Consider the following 16217-nt stretch of genomic DNA (forward strand, 5'->3'; position numbering starts at 1 on the left):
ATACCATCGGAAAGAAGAACAGCGATTTTCAGGCGTCCGTGTTCAACAGCAACTCCCAGCCACTTTATGTCATCGTGGACACCGGCGGAAATGTGCTGGTGCCCCCTACAGGAGCTGACTACAACGTAAATAGCTACGCAGCATACCTACAGAGCGGAATCGATGCTTTTAAAGAATAATTTCTAATTTTTGTTTTGTTTAGTAAGAGGAGCAGTCGAGGGATTGCTTTTCTTCTTTAATAAAGCCTATTCCCAAATATTTCCGCCCGCAAACTCTGATAGTCGTGCAACGCCGTTTCGGCGTTGTTGAAGTCACTCTGTGTTATGTATATCTGTCCCAGTTTGTCAATAATAGCCAGTTGGAGCAATTTGTTGTCTTCTGATTTGGCAAGCTTATCGGCCTGAAGAAACTCCTTTTTAGCTACATTATAGTTTTTTTGAACAAACTTAGAAGATGCAAGCATATATTCAATTTCAGCAAGTTCTCTACCGAAGTTTTTATTATTCGCAAGGTCACGCGCTTGGATCAGAAACCACTGGGCCTCTGTATGTTTGTTTTGCAATTGATAAATCCGGGCCAACGTCTGCCAAGCAATAACTTTTTGTTCATAAGCTTTCGCTCGGTTTAGTAACGGGATAGCCTTACGAATGATGTTGTTCTCGGCCGAACGGTAATCTTGATCATATGCTTGGATGAGGGCTATTTTCAGAAGTGAATTGGCTTGGTCGAGAATATCCTTCTGCTGAACGGCTGTGTTATAAAACGCCTCTTGGAAATACCCCGCTTGTTGTATGTTTTTATCATAGAGATAGATGTTCGCGAGATTAAATTGGATAACAGCGATATCTGAAACGTTTGGTGTTTTCTGCGCGTGCTGGAGCGCACTTTGCAACAAGCCTAGCGTTTGGGAAACGGTACCTTCCTTTAAAGATAATGAAGCATAAGCGTGTAATAAGCCATAGGCCGTGTTATAATTGCCGCGTTTGACTTCGTGCTCCACGAGTTCGTTCCATGCCAAAGCCGTATTGGGCATAGGTGATAGGAGATATTGCACATCCCTTTCTGCACGCGTCGTTTTGAATTCCGAGACCAGTTGCTGAAAATCAAGCGCCTCGTTAATGCTGTCCTGAAAAGATAGCTTCTGCTTGTAGGAATCCGTCAGCAGCTCTTCTCGCGTCCGGGGGGCGGGAAGTACATATACCCGAGGGCCTACACCTTCAAAATCTGAATCGTATTTATTAACATATCCCGCTGGATCTAATGGGCTGTCGGTCTGTTGCATCTGGGCAGAGGTAGTGCTAACCCCTAGCGCAAACATACCTACGATAGTATAAAAATGACTCTTTTTATCGAGTATCATATGCGTTCCTTTCTGTTTTACAAAGGTATAGCCTAATTTGCACATTCACAAATCGATCTAGTTCTCCTTCTTCCACATGCTGATTCTTAACATTTATTAAGTTATTTAAAAGTAAATTAATGTTTAACTTCGTAACTTCTTGTCGTTAATTTTGATTGTACTATTATTTTTGTGCATTGTTTTCAGTATTTTTATGGCAATCAAAATTTTGTTATAAATTTTTGGTGCTGAAAAGGATTATCGCAAATGTATTTTAAAAAGATAGCATATATGTTTAAAAATATTGTATTTGGTCTGGCTTTAATTTCATTTATAGCATGTGGATCAAAACCCCGGGTGAGTTTGGATGAAGAGGCGTTACAATTAAAGCCGTCGGCCCAGCATGAAGTTATCGCTGCGGAGGTAGCTAATCTATTAGAAAACTATAGCTATAAGAAAGTTCCAATGACGGATTCACTTTCACAGATCGTTTTCACAAATCTGTTGAAGTCGATGGATCAAGGACGAAATTACCTGTTGCAATCTGATATCGATGATTTTAAGCAATTTGAAAATACGATTAGTCAGGATTTTAGGAAGGGTGATCTATCCGCCCCATTCTATATTTTCAATGTATATTCGCAGCGCTATTTGGAGGCCATGGAGTATGCATTGACCCAAGTAGATGCTCCACATGATTTTGATATGGAGGAGAAATATGTGGCTTACCGGGAAAAGCTCCCTTATTTTACAGACGATACGGAGCTGAAAGATCAATGGCGTAAACGCGTAAAGTACGATTTGTTGAATTTGCGATTGACCAGTACCGATAAAGATTCTGTAGACGTAGAAAAACACAAAGAAACGTTGCGAAAACGCTATAAGAATCTTGTTAGTCAGGCAAAGCAAACGAACTCAAATGACGCATTTCAACTCATCATGTCGGCCTTGACAGATGCTGTTGATCCACATACTACGTATTATAATCCGTCGTTTGCGCAAGCGTTTAACGAGAGCATGTCCAATACATTTGAAGGTATCGGTGCGCGCTTGATGATGGAAAATGAAATGGTCACCATTAAAGAAATTATTGCTGGTGGCCCAGCTTTTAAAGATAAGAGCTTGAATGTAGATGATAGAATTATTGGCGTAGCACAGGGAGACGGAGAGTTTGACGATATCATCGGCTGGCGTTTGGATGCAGCGGTAGCGAAAATTAAAGGGCCAAAGAATACTATTGTCCAATTGAAAGTTATTCCGGCAGGACAGGAACTCACCGCGCAACCAAAGGTGGTAGCGCTTAAAAGAGATAAAATTGTTATTGAAGAAGAATCTGCTAAAAAGGAAATAAAACAAGTTAAGGGAGAAGATGGGAGAACCTATAAGGTAGGACTCATCAAGCTACCAAAATTCTATATCGATTTTGAAGCTTATCGTCGACGTGATCCAAATTATAAAAGTACAACAAAAGATGTTCGTCTGATTTTGGATAGTCTCCGTCAGGAAAATGTTGATGCTGTGGTTCTAGATCTACGAAACAACGGTGGTGGATCCTTACAGGAAGCCATTGAATTGACAGGTTTGTTTATTGACAAAGGTCCGATTGTGCAAGTGCGTGATGTGCGTGATCGCGTAGAAGTGGATAATGATAACGATCCTGGCGTCGCTTGGGATGGTCCATTTGGCGTTTTGATTAACCGTTTTTCCGCGTCGGCATCAGAAATTTTTGCCGGTGCAATTCAAGACTACGGTCGAGGCATCGTGTTAGGGACGCAGTCTTATGGAAAAGGAACAGTTCAATCCGCAATTGATATGTCGCGATTTATCAGTGCGACGAATAAATTGTTGTTAAAAGCTAAAGGATTAGACAAAGATCCAGATACGCCTACCGGAGCCCCTGAATTCGGTCAAATTAACATTACGATGGGTAAGTTTTACCGTGTAACAGGGAGTAGTACACAACATAAAGGTGTAATACCGGATATTTCCTTCCCAACACAATATTCGGCGGAGCGATTTGGAGAAAGTTCGGAGCCTTCGGCATTGCCATGGGATCAGATTAAACCATCTAATTTTGCCGCTGTTGCAGATCTAGCCAATTTGAAAGATCAGTTGAAGGCGATTCACGAATCCCGTATGGAGAAATCGCCAGAGTACGCGTATCTTTTGGAGGATATTGAGGAATTCCAAAAATTAGATTCTATCCAAGAAATTAGCTTAAACCAAGAAAAGTTGAAGGAGGAACGGGAGAAGACGAGAGCTAAAAATAGAGCGCGTATTAACAAAGGACTAGAATTGCGGGGGCTGCCTTTGTGGAAAGAAGGGGAGCCGCAGCCTAAAACAGATTTTGATTTTGTACTCGACGAAAGTTTAAATGTGATAGCAGATTATATTCGGCTCGAACAAACTCAGTTGGTGAAGAATAAACATAATTGACTTGTAGGGACGTGATTATGTTCGATGAGTCCCGCCAAGGCTCGGTTTATCGCGTCTCTATTTGGTTTATATTGTTAAAACAATTTCAACTGTGGATCTGTAACCCGAAAGGATTTTCTATGATGCGGGCTAATACCATACTGTAAAATGGCATTACGGTGCTTGATTGTTGGATAACCTTTATTAGACAACCAATCATAGTGTGGAAACTTGTTTGCAAGATCGTGCATATACTCATCCCTGTAGGTTTTAGCTAAAATAGAAGCAGCGGCAATAGATAAATATTTTCCGTCGCCTTTTATAATGCACTGATGGGGTATATTTTGATAGGCCCTGAATCTGTTGCCGTCTACAATGATATGAGCCGCCTTTGTCTTTAGTTGGTCTAATGCGCGGTGCATGGCCAAATAAGAAGCATTTAAAATGTTGATATGATCAATTTCCGCTGCGGAAACACTGGCAACGGCGAAATCCAGCGCTTCTTTCTCAATAATGGGGCGTAAAGCCATTCTTTTCTTTTCCGAAAGTTGTTTAGAATCATTAAGCAATACGTTGCAATAGTCCGGAGGAAAGATAACGGCAGCGGCAAATACTGGACCTGCTAAGCATCCTCTTCCCGCTTCGTCACAGCCCGCTTCCATCACATCCTGCTGAAAGGTTGATAATAACATCCTGCTAAAATACGAAACCGAGATGTAAATAAGTATCAACACACAAAGAAATGATTATTAGCTCGAGCTCTCATCGGCCATAAAAAAGAAATTAATAGATCTTTTTCTTTATACGTTTTTCATGTCGCTCAAGCCGCGACGGGGCTTGTACTTTTTTTCTCTCAAAAAAAGTACACAAAAAAAGTCGCCGCTGAAAAATTTGATGCGTCCCACTACCCCGCACTTTTCCCGCATCGAGAATATGTTTTGATAGGATAGGATAGTACAGAAATGATATTCCTGCAGTTATCAAAATTTTGTTAGGCGGCATTTGAGTGTTAAGGGGGATAATACAATTGCATGAACCCTCCTTAACTTTAATTGTCACATCCAAATGTTTTACAACTGTACAAACTTATTTCTGCACTATCCCATATGTAAAACATTTGAAGTGACGAGCTTTTTGGTTCTTTTTCGCGGAGAAAAAGAACACGAAAAATTGATTAAAGAAAACCTTCATTGTAGAGGATGTTAACACACCGTCCCTGGGGCTTTATGTAACATCTATGTGATATTCAATAAAAAAGCATTTCTTCTTTTTTACTTTGCCGTGCTTGATAGGTCTATACATAAACCATTTAGTGAAGTAATACAATAACTAAAGATGAGAGGAATTTTACTTGGCATACTACTATTGATTGCTGGACTGGGCCAGTCTCTTGCTCAAAAAAAGCAGAAGATCACCGTTCCGTCGTTATCAGCTATAGAGATTGACGCTGATCTGGGCGAGTGGGATACGTTGACCAATGTCGCAGATGAAAGCTCATGGTTTTATCAACTGGCGCAGGATGCGTCCAATCTCTATGTTGCTGTTCGCGTAGAAGACCCTATGCTGCAACATGTAGCTGCCAGGAATGGAATTTTGCTGACCGTGCAATCTAATACAAAAAACAGAGATGATATTCAATTTCTATTTCCTTATCCAGATAGTGAGGTGAAGCGTGCAATGATGCGCGAAGACCATGATTCGGATGCAGTTTATAAAGCTGCCTTAATCGACCGGTCGCGTGGATATTTTGTGTATGGTTTCCCGACAGTGCCAAACGGTCTATTGTCTTTAAACAACGGTTACGGCATACAGGCGAGCGCTCGTATGGATAACGGAAAATTGTATTACGAAGCGCTTGTCCCAAAATCGCTATTAGATTATATTACGCCCGTTGCGACCTTAAAACTTGGTATTCACGATGGCTTGACGCCACTGGTTTCATCGAAGAAAAAGCCCGCAGTGCGTTCGGGTGGAATGTATGGCACCTATCGTGGACGACCTGCCCCTCGGTCTAAAGATAAACCGACCCTAACGGTACTTTTAGAAACCACATTCGATTAGCATACGATTTTAGAAAAATATGAAAGATTTTTTGATAGCAATTTTAGGTTTGGCAATATGGATATCCGCTCCCAATGCTGTTGCACAGACAGGCAAGACGGTGCAGGGCATGTTGCGGGATAATGAATCGAGGGTAGTGGCAGGAGCTTCTGTACAATTGGAAGGCGATAAGGATACATTAGGAACGAGTGCTTCGCCAGCTGGCATATTCACATTCAATAATGTAAAATCGGACAAGTTTACGATCAAAGTATCCAGTTTAGGTTTTGAACCCTTTGCTCGACAATTCAGTTTTACGCCGGGGCAGGATAAAATGACAATCCCATCGTTTCAACTACAAGGAATAGCGAATATGCTGGAAGAAGTAATTGTAGATGGTGTCATTACCGTACAGGTGAAAGGGGACACAGTCGAATATGCCACGAAAGATTTGAAATTAAGAGAAGGTGCACTAGCTGAGGACGCCTTAAAAAGGTTACAAGGTGTTGAGGTCGATAAAGATGGAAATGTGACAGCACAAGGAGAACAAATTACACGAGTACGCATCAATGGGAAAGATTTTTTTGGTGGGGATGTGAAAACAGCCACGCAGAACTTACCGGCGAATATCATTGAAAAGATGCAAGTAATCGATGATTACGGAGATATGGCAAATCTAACCGGGAACAGAACCGGAGATTCTGAAAAGATTTTAAATATCCAGATTGATCCTGAATACAATAAGGGGCAAATGTCAACGCTACGTGTGGGCTATGGAACGGAGGAAAGGTTCCAGACGACTGGTATGTGGATGGGATTAACAGATAAGACGCAGGTTTCGGTATTAGGGAATTTAAACAACATGAATGCAAACTTGTTTGACTTTAATACAATGGGTGGTGGTGCGCGTCGCCGTATGGGCGGAGGGGGTGGCCGTGGAGGCAGTAGTATGTCGGGAGGTTCCGATGGTATCACAAAAGTAGGGTCTATCGGCTTGAACGTGCGCCACGACTTTAGTGACAAACTAAAAGTGTATGGCTCATACTCGTTTGGAAGGGACGATAACAATACGCAAACCCAATCGTTCACCGAATATATAGGGCAAAATATGGGTGTGGATAGTGACCAAGATAACAATAGTATCCGTACCAATCATCGCTTGGAAGCCAACGTAGAATGGAATATTTCAGAAAAAGACTATTTGAAATTGACTCCGCAGTTCGGCTTCAACAAAAATGATTTGGATAATCTAGACAGCGCTAAATTCTATTTGGATAACACCCTTGACTATACACAAGTACAAACCCAATTGAACGGTAGCAATGCTCCACGTTATGGAATCAGCGGATTGTACAACAGAAGATTGAACGAAAATGGAAGAAATTTCTTTATCAATTTCAATTACGATAATGCGGTTAGCGAAAACGACTATAACCAGATTTTAGATCGGCTTATATATGATCCCAACAATCAGGATCAAGAAATAGGGGATATTTATGAACAGACCATACGGGAAGCGCGAAACAAAAGTTGGAATGCTGGAACATCCATTTCTTACACCGAACCGCTTGGAGAGCACAGTCGGATGGAACTGACATACGATTTTAATGTTAACGACTATGATAATTCTGACAGACAAAATGGATTTGATAGGGATGGCAATCCCATCGATAATGCTGTAGGGAACTCAGAGGCTGTACTTAATTATTCGTATGATTATGATTATGCTTTTGCTTCCCATCGTGTGGGGGCCAATTATTCTTATGATAAGGATAAAATTAAATATAGCGTAGGCGCAGCAGTACAGCCTACTATTTTAAGTGGAAACGCCTATAGCGTATCGGAATCCGCCTTGATTGATCGGAGAAATTTTAATGTCATTCCGATTGCCCGCTTTGAGTACCGATTTTCAAGACAATCAAATATTACATTTAACTATTCAGCCCGCGCCTCTGAACCAGGCGTATCTCAGATATTACCTTTTGAAGTGAGTACGAACCGTACAAGTACGATGATCGGGAATCCGAATCTAGACCCTGAATTCCAACACAGTGGACGCATCCGTTTCCGTAGTGGCGATTTTCAGAAAGGGAAGACACTTTTTGCTACGATCAGTGCGAATTTGACGAATGATAAAATCGTCTCTTTTAATAAGCGTTATCCTGTCGAAGGAGACGGTATTTACCAAGAAGTACGCTACTTAAACGAGTCGGAACCTGTATATTCTGTTAATTCGTTTTACCATCTGGGCCGCTCATTGGAAGATAAGACCTACAACATTATGTATATGGGTAGCGTTAATTATAATAAGAACATCGCTTATATAGCAGAAGATCCGGACGCACTTGAAGGCGATAAGAACATAACGAACAACACCGTCTTGATGCAAGGATTGTTCTTTCGTTATACGCCCTCGGAGAACCTTGAAATTAATCCTGGAGCACGATATTCCTATAATATTACCAAATCATCTTTGCCACAATATTCGCAAGGAAATGTTTCGTCGTTTTCACCAACGCTGATAGGTTCGGTAAATATCACACCGACGACCATTTTTGGTGCTGATATTTCGAAGACTTTTAATAAAGGCTACCGCGCCACCGAGAACCCATTTATTATAAATACGTATATTGAACAACGTATGTTAAAAGGGCAACGGGGAACAATTCGTCTGCAAGCATTTGACCTATTGGATGAGCAGATCAATATCAACCGAACGGTCGGCGATATGTTAACAGACTCTCGTACCAATCGCTTAGGAAGATACTTTATGTTGACTTTCACCTATAGATTTCAGAAGTTTTCGGGGATGAATCCTTTTCAAGAAGAAAGAGGCCCAGGAGGAATGAGACGCCCGCGGATGTAAATGTCCTTTTTTATTTCTATTTTTGCGGCTTGACTTTGATAGATATGGAATATGAAATTATCCGCTTGGATAACGGTATCCGTGCGGTATTTCACCGTCAGATTTCTCCTATTACCCATACCTGTTTGGTTGTAAATGCCGGTTCTAGAGATGAACAGCCGGGCAAATACGGTGTGGCACACTTTATCGAACACTTACTGTTCAAACAAACAGAGCGTCGCTCCACGCCACAGATCCTCAATCATTTAGAAGCTGTAGGAGGAGATTTGAATGCTTATACTACCAAAGAATATACTTGTGTGCATGCCTCTGTTCTAAAACCACACCTGCAGAAGGCGCTGGATTTATTTGAGGATATCATCTTCCATTCCACATTTCCTGCAGATGAAATAGAAAAAGAAAAAGGTGTTATCGTAGATGAAATGGCATCCTATCGGGATAACCCCGAAGAGTCGATTATGGATGATTATGAAGATTTGATTTTTCAACATTCGGGTTTGGGACATAATATCCTAGGATGGGAAGAAGATTTGCTGACTTTTACGAAAGAGGATGCTGAAGGATTCATAGCGCAAAACTACCATACCGATGATATTGTTATCGGAATATCGGGGGATTATACGTTAAAGACGGTTGAAAAGATGTTAAAACGTTACTTTGAACCGGTAAAGAAGAATAATCCTGTACGTCCTATTCGAGAGGCATCTGTGAATGTATCGCAGCATGTTGAAATACAGAAGCCCATCAATCAGGTGCATTTCATGTTGGGGGCGCCAGCATACAGTATTCATGACGATCGTAAAACTGGTTTACTGTTACTCAATAATATGTTAGGTGGTTTCGGTATGACGTCTATCCTGAATCTCGCTATCCGGGAAAAGTATGGAATTGCGTATACCATCGAATCAAACTATACACTTTTTATTGATACTGGACTGTTCACGATTTATCTTGGGACGGATGAAGAAAAAATCAAGCGTGCAAAAAAGCTGGTTTTTCGGGAACTGGATAAACTAAAAGCAAAAGGTGTCTCCGAAAACCAACTTAAAAAGGCAAAAAATAAATTTAAAGGACAAATTGCGCTGGCGGAGGAGAATCGAATGAGCATGATCATAGCGGAAGCAAAAAATGTAATGGACTACGATCGGGTCATATCACTAAATGAAGTTTTTGAAAAGATAGATATGGTGTCTACTAGTGATTTGTTGGCCATTGCACAAGATATTTTTGACGAGAAGAAATTGACTTCCTTGACGTTTGTTCCCGAATAGATTAAGTAAAAAGACAACAGAATTTTTTAATTTTGATGGGAAAAGCGCTCATCAGCCAGTAAAAATTAAATAAATAAATACATGAAAATAGCATACCTTTTTCCAGGTCAAGGTGCTCAGTTCGTAGGAATGGGTCAGGACTTATACAATTTAAATGACGAAACAAAATCTCTTTTTGAAGAAGCGAATGATATTCTCGGTTTCGGTATTACCGATATGATGTTTTCCGGAACAGACGAGGATTTGAAACAGACCAACGTGACACAGCCAGCTATTTTTCTTCACTCGGTTATATTGGCAAAAGCCTTAGGCAACAGCTTTCAGCCGGCGATGGTGGCGGGTCACTCGTTGGGTGAGTTTTCCGCATTGGTAGCGGCAGGAGCATTATCGTTCGAAGATGGGCTAAGATTGGTAGCAAAGCGCGCTAATGCGATGCAGAAGGCGTGTGAAGCGCAACCGTCCACAATGGCCGCTATTTTGGGGTTAGACGATGAAATAGTAGAGAAAGTATGTGCGCAAGTTGAAGATATTGTGGTTGCAGCAAACTATAATTGCCCGGGACAATTAGTTATATCAGGTACCATAGAAGGTGTAGATAAAGCGTGTGTTTTGTTGACTGAGGCGGGTGCCAAACGGGCATTAAAGTTGAACGTTGGAGGAGCGTTTCATTCACCGCTGATGGAGCCTGCTAAAGTAGAATTGCAAACTGCAATCGAAGAAACCGAGATTAAAGCACCTATTTGTCCTATTGTACAAAATGTGGATGCAAAACCTTATACTGATCCGGCACAGATCAAAGCAAATCTAATTGCTCAATTAACTGGAGCTGTCCGTTGGACACAAACGGTACAACAAATGTTGGCGCATGGGATAGAAGCATTTGTAGAAGTTGGCCCGGGAAATGTATTACAAGGGTTGGTTAAAAAAGTAGATCGCTCGGCACAGACTTCGGCGGCGGTAATCAGCTAATAGGAATGCTCGTAATAATAGCATAAAAAAGCCACTTCTTGTGGCTTTTTGACTGAAATAAGGTCCGGCTCGGAACCAACGTATTGCGTGTTAATATTTCCCCCTGATTTCCGGGCGAATACGCTCGGTATAGCGTTTTTTAAGCTTTTGGAGAGTATCGTCATCCAGGTCTGGTTGTTGTGCGGCTGCGATGTTGGACTGCACTTGCTCCACTTTGCTTGCTCCGGGAATGACGGTCGTGATCGCTGGATGCTGCAATATCCACTTGATACTTTGTTGTGCCAAGTTTCCCTCGGGAAGGATACTCCGGATTTCCTCCAATAATTCGATACCTTTTTCAAAGGCGATTCCACTGAATGTTTCACCTACGTTAAAAATATCGCCATTGGCGTTATAATGGCGGTGATCGTTATCGTCAAAGGTTGTCGATCGGTTAAATTTTCCACTAAGGATCCCGCTAGCCAAGGGTACCCTGGCGATTAGCGCTGTACCCTGTGCCCAGGCTCTGTCAAAAAATTCATCTGCTAGATGCTGGCGGAACAGATTGAATATAATTTGTAGAGCAGCAACGTCTTGATGCTCAAGACAAATAAGCGCTTCCTCAACCGTCTCGACACTGACACCAAAATGCTGGATAAGACCTTCTTGTTGTATACGGCGTAGATGGTCAAAAACTTCTCCCTTACGAAGAACTTCGGTAGGGATGCAGTGTAGCTGCTCCAGATACAACTGATCTAGTCCCAGACGTGTCAATGAATCTTCTACATGTCGCCGTATAGTATCGTATGTGAAGTTTTGCGGCCACCCGTTTGGCGCGTCATCCCGCCTGCCTAACTTCGTTGCGACATAAACGTTCTTATTGGTCTGTTTCAGAAATTTTCCAATCAGACGTTCGCTGGTCCCCTTACCATAAACGTCGGCTGTATCGATAAAATTCCCGCCTGCTTCTACATAAGTGTTCAGAATGTCCAATGCATTGACTTCGTCTATTTGTCCCCAATCCGTGCTTCCCAACTGCCATGTTCCTAATCCTACTGCTGCAATCTGGTCACCTTTAAAAATTCTATAATTCATTTACCTTCTATATTAAATGCCAATCCGATTTTCTTGCGATGTCGTTCAAGGCTATCATGGAATAATGTAATGCCTTTCAGTTACGTTCGAATATAAGGGATTTTCATAGATTCTTCGCCTCTTACGCCAAATTATTGCTTATCTTTAACTTGCAAAGTTATCGATAAATGCCAATGATAAACAGGTTTCCATTCTTTTTTGTTCTTATGCTCGTGGCTTTGTACGGTTACGGGCAACAAACGATTAACTTTAAACATCTAACCGTAGACGAAGGTTTGGTGAGTAACCATATCAACGCGATTATAAAAGACGAACAAGGATTTCTGTGGTGTGGTACGAGTACGGGGCTTAGCCGTTTTGACGGCTATAGATTCAAAAGCTACTCTCATCGACCACACGATGCCCATGGACTTTTAGATAATAATGTACAGGATTTATTTATTGGGTTTGATCAACATCTCTGGGTGAGGACAGTTAAAGGAAACTGTGTCTACGATAGTGAGCGCGATATTTTCCACCGGAATGTAGACAGTATTTTGTATGCCCACAAATTTCCACATGGGGACGTGCATAAAATCATTATGGCAAATCAAATGGCGTATGTTTTATACGAAAATGGTGAACTAGCCTATTTGTCAGCGCACGAAAAAAACAATTCCGCAAAAGTTTGTGATTATGCATTGCAAGGAAAGCCGACCGACATAAGCTACGATCCGGAACGCAATGTACTTCTGTTGGTTTCTGACAAAGGGGAGTTGGTCGCGTTAGATGGTGACCGATTACATGAGCGGCAACGGACAATATTTTCTTTCGAGCGGCTTGTAGAACACGCAGTTTTCCGTCTTTTTGTCGACGATCAATCCGGTATGTGGGTGTATGCGAAGAATTTTCCCCTTGGGGCACTGTATTACGAATCGCTTGATAGTGATGCCCTGTTGTTCAGATGTAAAGGTGGTCAGTACGCCGTCAATAATGATAATATTAGTAATATCCAGCAGGTCGGTAGTACGATTTGGATGGCGACAGACCATGGAGGGATTAATGTTTTTGATCTCACCAATCCGCATGTCGATTATGTCGTCCATGAGCCATACAACAGGGCTTCGTTACCCTATAATAGCACGACCGCGCTTTACAAAGACACCGACGGCGTAGTGTGGGTAGGTACCTATAAAGGAGGAGTCAGTTACTACCATCCAGATTTAAATTTTTTCAGCCTTTACCAACACCAGCATGGAGACAGAAATAGTTTGCCATTTAATGACATAAACTGTTTTGTGGAGGATAGGGATGGTAATGTCTGGATAGGTACGAACGGAGGTGGTCTCGTCCGGTTTGATCCACGGCGGCATGTATTCGAATCCTATAGGAATAGTCCAACTGATGAATTTTCTTTGGGTGGCAATGTGGTCGTTAGTCTGTTTATAGACAGCGATGAACAGCTTTGGATAGGAACTTATCATGGCGGTCTGAATAAATTCGAAAATGGTCGTTTTAAGCGGTTTTTGCATACTTCAAGTAATGCAGAGTCTATTAACGACAACAGCATCTGGAGTTTGCTACAGGACAGCCAACAGCGCTTCTGGATTGGTATGCTGTCAGGAGGCATCGATCTATTTGATCAGTTTTCTTCTCGTTTTAACCGTTTCAAATCCATCTACCCCAGTACATTCAGTTCGTCCTATAATGCGAAAATCGTGGAGGATAGTCGCGGGAACATCTGGTTTGGAACATCAAACGGCTTGGTACAATTGTCGGTTGATGATAGCGTAAAGGTATTTGACGAACATAATGACCGATACCCACTGACCAATAACGTGGTATCGGATATGCTCGAAGATAAAAGAGGTAATATCTGGGTCGCTACGCAGACAGGAATCAATATCTTATCAGCCGATACCATGTTGTATCTGTCTACCCGTCAAGGACTAATCGATAATGTTGTCGTCGGATTGGTGATGGATGACCTCGGAGATATCTGGGCGACCACACCGAAAGGTATTTCACGTATAACATTCAATTTACCTAAAAAGCGGTACAGGATACGGAACTACGATAAATCCGATGGACTCCAATCGTCGAATTTTAACGAACGGGCCATCTACAAGTTACGCGATGGACGTTTGCTGTTCGGTGGTTCAGAGGGTTTTAATATTTATGCCCCTTCTCCTAAAGTTCCGGCATCCACCGACCTGGGTAATGCGGCGGTCGTAGACTTTAAAATCCAAGTGCCGAATATGGTTAACGAGGACTTGGATAGTTATGCCCATCGGTGGCTAACGGCATGGCACGACACGAGGCGTATAGAGATACCCTATCATATTCAAACGTTCCATATACTGCTGTCGGATTTCGATTTTGTACAACAGCATAGACCGAAACTGGAGTACAAGTTGCAAGGACTATCAGACAATTGGATAGATGTGGAGCAAATGGATATTACAGTCGCAAACCTTGGCGCAGGTAATTATACATTATTGATCCGCAGAATGGATCATAACGGCACCTATTCTTCGCCGGTTTCGCTGATGGAAATAACGAAGCTAGCACCATGGTGGGGTACTAATTGGGCATATTTTATTTACATATTGGCAATCGGAGGATTATTGCTATTCTTTAGGAAGGTCGAAAAAATGCGGGCGCGAACCCGATTCAATTTGATTCAAGCGGAAGAGAAAGCGAGACATGCAAAAGAGATGGAGGAGCTGCGAACACGCTTTTTTACCAATGTAAGCCATGAATTTAGGACACCGATCAGTTTGATTATTTCGCCGGTGCAGAAGCTTCAGACGACGGAAAGGGATTTGGGGAAAAAGAAATATTTGGATATTATCGAACGTAACGCCTCGTCGTTATTAAACTTAGTCAACCAATTGCTAGACTTTAATAGTATAGAGAGCAATGCATATACGCTGAAAAAAACATACGGTGACGTTTTTGCACTTATTAGGCGCGTAGGAGAGCAGTTTGAGAGCATTGCACTGGCGAAAAGAATTCATTATGTCGTGGAGGTTCCGGCCATTGGCGTCGAAGCTTATATGGATTTCGAGAAACTCGAACGTGTCGTGTTGAACCTACTTTCTAATGCATTCAAATTTACGCCGATGGGTGGTCAGATCTATCTTACTTGTGTAGAACCGTATGAAAATGAAATTCGATTGGAGATTTCTGATACGGGAGTAGGCGTTCCAAAAGAGATGCAATCTCGCGTATTTGACCGCTATTTCCAAGTACAAGGCCGGTGGAATGTCGGCGAGAAAGGTAGTGGACTTGGGTTATCCATCGTGAAGGAGTTCGTACAGCTGATGGCTGGAACCATACAGTTTGCAAGCGAAGAAGGTGTTGGAACCACCGTAGGGGTAAGATTACCGCTGGAACGATCTTCCCCACCCGTGTATGGTGGTTTGAACGATCAGCTAGAAAACAACGGAAAGGGGTCGATGAAACTGAGAAACGATCCCGAAAGAGGAATTAAAAGAGAACATTTATTAAGGGTGATGGTAATCGAAGACCATGCCGATTTTGCGTTTTATCTGCAGGATAACTTGGGGCAATATTTCCAGGTTAGTATGTGCAAAACTACAGAAGAAGCCCTGAAGCAGCTGTACCAGTATAATCCGGATATCATTGTTTCGGATCTTCATCTGCCCGGGCGGTCTGGTATCGAATTTTGTAAGGAATTACGTGCCAATGAACGGACAAAGCACATCCCTTTCATATTGATTACCGCTGTTGGGTCAGCAGAAAAAGAAATAGAAGCCTTAAAAAACGGCGCATCGGATTTTATCTGTAAACCCTTCAACTTCGATGTTTTCTTATCTAAAATCAAAGCCTTCGTGGAACAACAGGGTGCGATGGAAAAACGCTACAAGAGACAGATTGACGTGAATGTTGGAAAAAAAGACTTCGTAGACGCGGATGAGCGATTTGTGTGGGAAATCACAGCAATTATCGAAGACCATTTGCAAAACGAAAACTTTTCGGTGGAAGTACTAGCGTCCCAGATGAATATGACTCGCGTAGGTCTTTATAAAAAAATATTATCGATTACCGGATTTACACCGATTGAATTTATTCGTAATATCCGGTTAAATAAAGCATTGGATTTACTTAAAAATACACAGAAGACGGTGAGCGAAATTTCTTACGAAGTGGGATTCGGTACACCGAAACAGTTTAGCAAATACTTTAAGAGCTTTTACGGTGAGATACCCTCCACTTACCGTAAGTGACTTAGGACGCC

The 16217-nt window shown here is 41.9% G+C and carries 9 protein-coding genes; 6 read left to right on the plus strand and 3 right to left on the minus strand.

The genetic code is table 11. The features are described 5' to 3' along the window. Positions 1-235: 235 nt before the first annotated feature. A complete protein-coding gene (locus C5745_RS18495) occupies positions 236-1360 on the minus strand; it encodes a tetratricopeptide repeat protein (protein WP_133166390.1) in 1125 nt (374 codons plus the stop codon). A 270-nt stretch (positions 1361-1630) separates the two neighbouring features. Between C5745_RS18495 and C5745_RS18500 the strand changes: the two genes are divergently transcribed. Continuing rightward, positions 1631-3775: a carboxy terminal-processing peptidase gene (locus tag C5745_RS18500; RefSeq protein ID WP_105718532.1), complete on the plus strand. Its 2145-nt coding sequence runs from the start codon at positions 1631-1633 to the stop codon at positions 3773-3775. Between the two features lie 74 nt (positions 3776-3849). On the opposite strand, the gene C5745_RS18505 is transcribed toward C5745_RS18500, so the two are convergent. After that, positions 3850-4446, minus strand: a complete 597-nt coding sequence (locus C5745_RS18505) for a ribonuclease HII (protein ID WP_105718503.1) — start codon at positions 4444-4446, stop codon at positions 3850-3852. Positions 4447-5089: 643 nt separating this feature from the next. Between C5745_RS18505 and C5745_RS18515 the strand changes: the two genes are divergently transcribed. From C5745_RS18515 to fabD, 4 genes are all read left to right on the plus strand, one after another. Beyond that, the gene (locus tag C5745_RS18515) at positions 5090-5815 is read left to right on the plus strand and encodes a DOMON domain-containing protein (protein WP_105718505.1); all 726 of its coding nucleotides are present in this window, start codon (positions 5090-5092) and stop codon (positions 5813-5815) included. A 19-nt stretch (positions 5816-5834) separates the two neighbouring features. After that, positions 5835-8660, plus strand: a complete 2826-nt coding sequence (locus C5745_RS18520; protein ID WP_105718506.1) for an outer membrane beta-barrel protein — start codon at positions 5835-5837, stop codon at positions 8658-8660. Between the two features lie 44 nt (positions 8661-8704). Further along, positions 8705-9931, plus strand: coding sequence for a M16 family metallopeptidase (locus C5745_RS18525; RefSeq protein WP_207795847.1), 1227 nt, complete (start codon positions 8705-8707; stop codon positions 9929-9931). An 81-nt stretch (positions 9932-10012) separates the two neighbouring features. Continuing rightward, positions 10013-10900 carry an ACP S-malonyltransferase gene (gene fabD / locus C5745_RS18530; RefSeq protein WP_105718508.1) on the plus strand — a complete coding sequence of 296 codons (888 nt, stop codon included), beginning with the start codon at positions 10013-10015 and terminating at the stop codon, positions 10898-10900. Positions 10901-10990: 90 nt separating this feature from the next. Here the strand turns inward: fabD and C5745_RS18535 are convergent, their stop codons facing one another. Continuing rightward, entirely contained in the window at positions 10991-11974 is a 984-nt protein-coding gene (locus tag C5745_RS18535; RefSeq protein WP_105718509.1) for an aldo/keto reductase, read from the minus strand. A gap of 173 nt (positions 11975-12147) precedes the next feature. Here C5745_RS18535 and C5745_RS18540 point away from each other — a divergent pair, with 173 nt between their 5' ends. Beyond that, entirely contained in the window at positions 12148-16206 is a 4059-nt protein-coding gene (locus tag C5745_RS18540) for a hybrid sensor histidine kinase/response regulator transcription factor (protein WP_165793143.1), read from the plus strand. Positions 16207-16217: the final 11 nt, after the last annotated feature.

Source organism: Sphingobacterium haloxyli, from assembly GCF_002980525.1.
GTDB lineage: Bacteria > Bacteroidota > Bacteroidia > Sphingobacteriales > Sphingobacteriaceae > Sphingobacterium > Sphingobacterium haloxyli.

What these genes read in the sequence shown, in the direction of transcription:
- C5745_RS18495 (WP_133166390.1), bottom strand. Translation starts at nt 1,360, where the DNA reads ATGATACTCGATAAAAAGAGTCATTTTTATACTATCGTAGGTATGTTT.
- C5745_RS18500 (WP_105718532.1), top strand. Translation starts at nt 1,631, where the DNA reads ATGTTTAAAAATATTGTATTTGGTCTGGCTTTAATTTCATTTATAGCA.
- C5745_RS18505 (WP_105718503.1), bottom strand. Translation starts at nt 4,446, where the DNA reads ATGTTATTATCAACCTTTCAGCAGGATGTGATGGAAGCGGGCTGTGAC.
- C5745_RS18515 (WP_105718505.1), top strand. Translation starts at nt 5,090, where the DNA reads ATGAGAGGAATTTTACTTGGCATACTACTATTGATTGCTGGACTGGGC.
- C5745_RS18520 (WP_105718506.1), top strand. Translation starts at nt 5,835, where the DNA reads ATGAAAGATTTTTTGATAGCAATTTTAGGTTTGGCAATATGGATATCC.
- C5745_RS18525 (WP_207795847.1), top strand. Translation starts at nt 8,705, where the DNA reads ATGGAATATGAAATTATCCGCTTGGATAACGGTATCCGTGCGGTATTT.
- fabD (WP_105718508.1), top strand. Translation starts at nt 10,013, where the DNA reads ATGAAAATAGCATACCTTTTTCCAGGTCAAGGTGCTCAGTTCGTAGGA.
- C5745_RS18535 (WP_105718509.1), bottom strand. Translation starts at nt 11,974, where the DNA reads ATGAATTATAGAATTTTTAAAGGTGACCAGATTGCAGCAGTAGGATTA.
- C5745_RS18540 (WP_165793143.1), top strand. Translation starts at nt 12,148, where the DNA reads ATGATAAACAGGTTTCCATTCTTTTTTGTTCTTATGCTCGTGGCTTTG.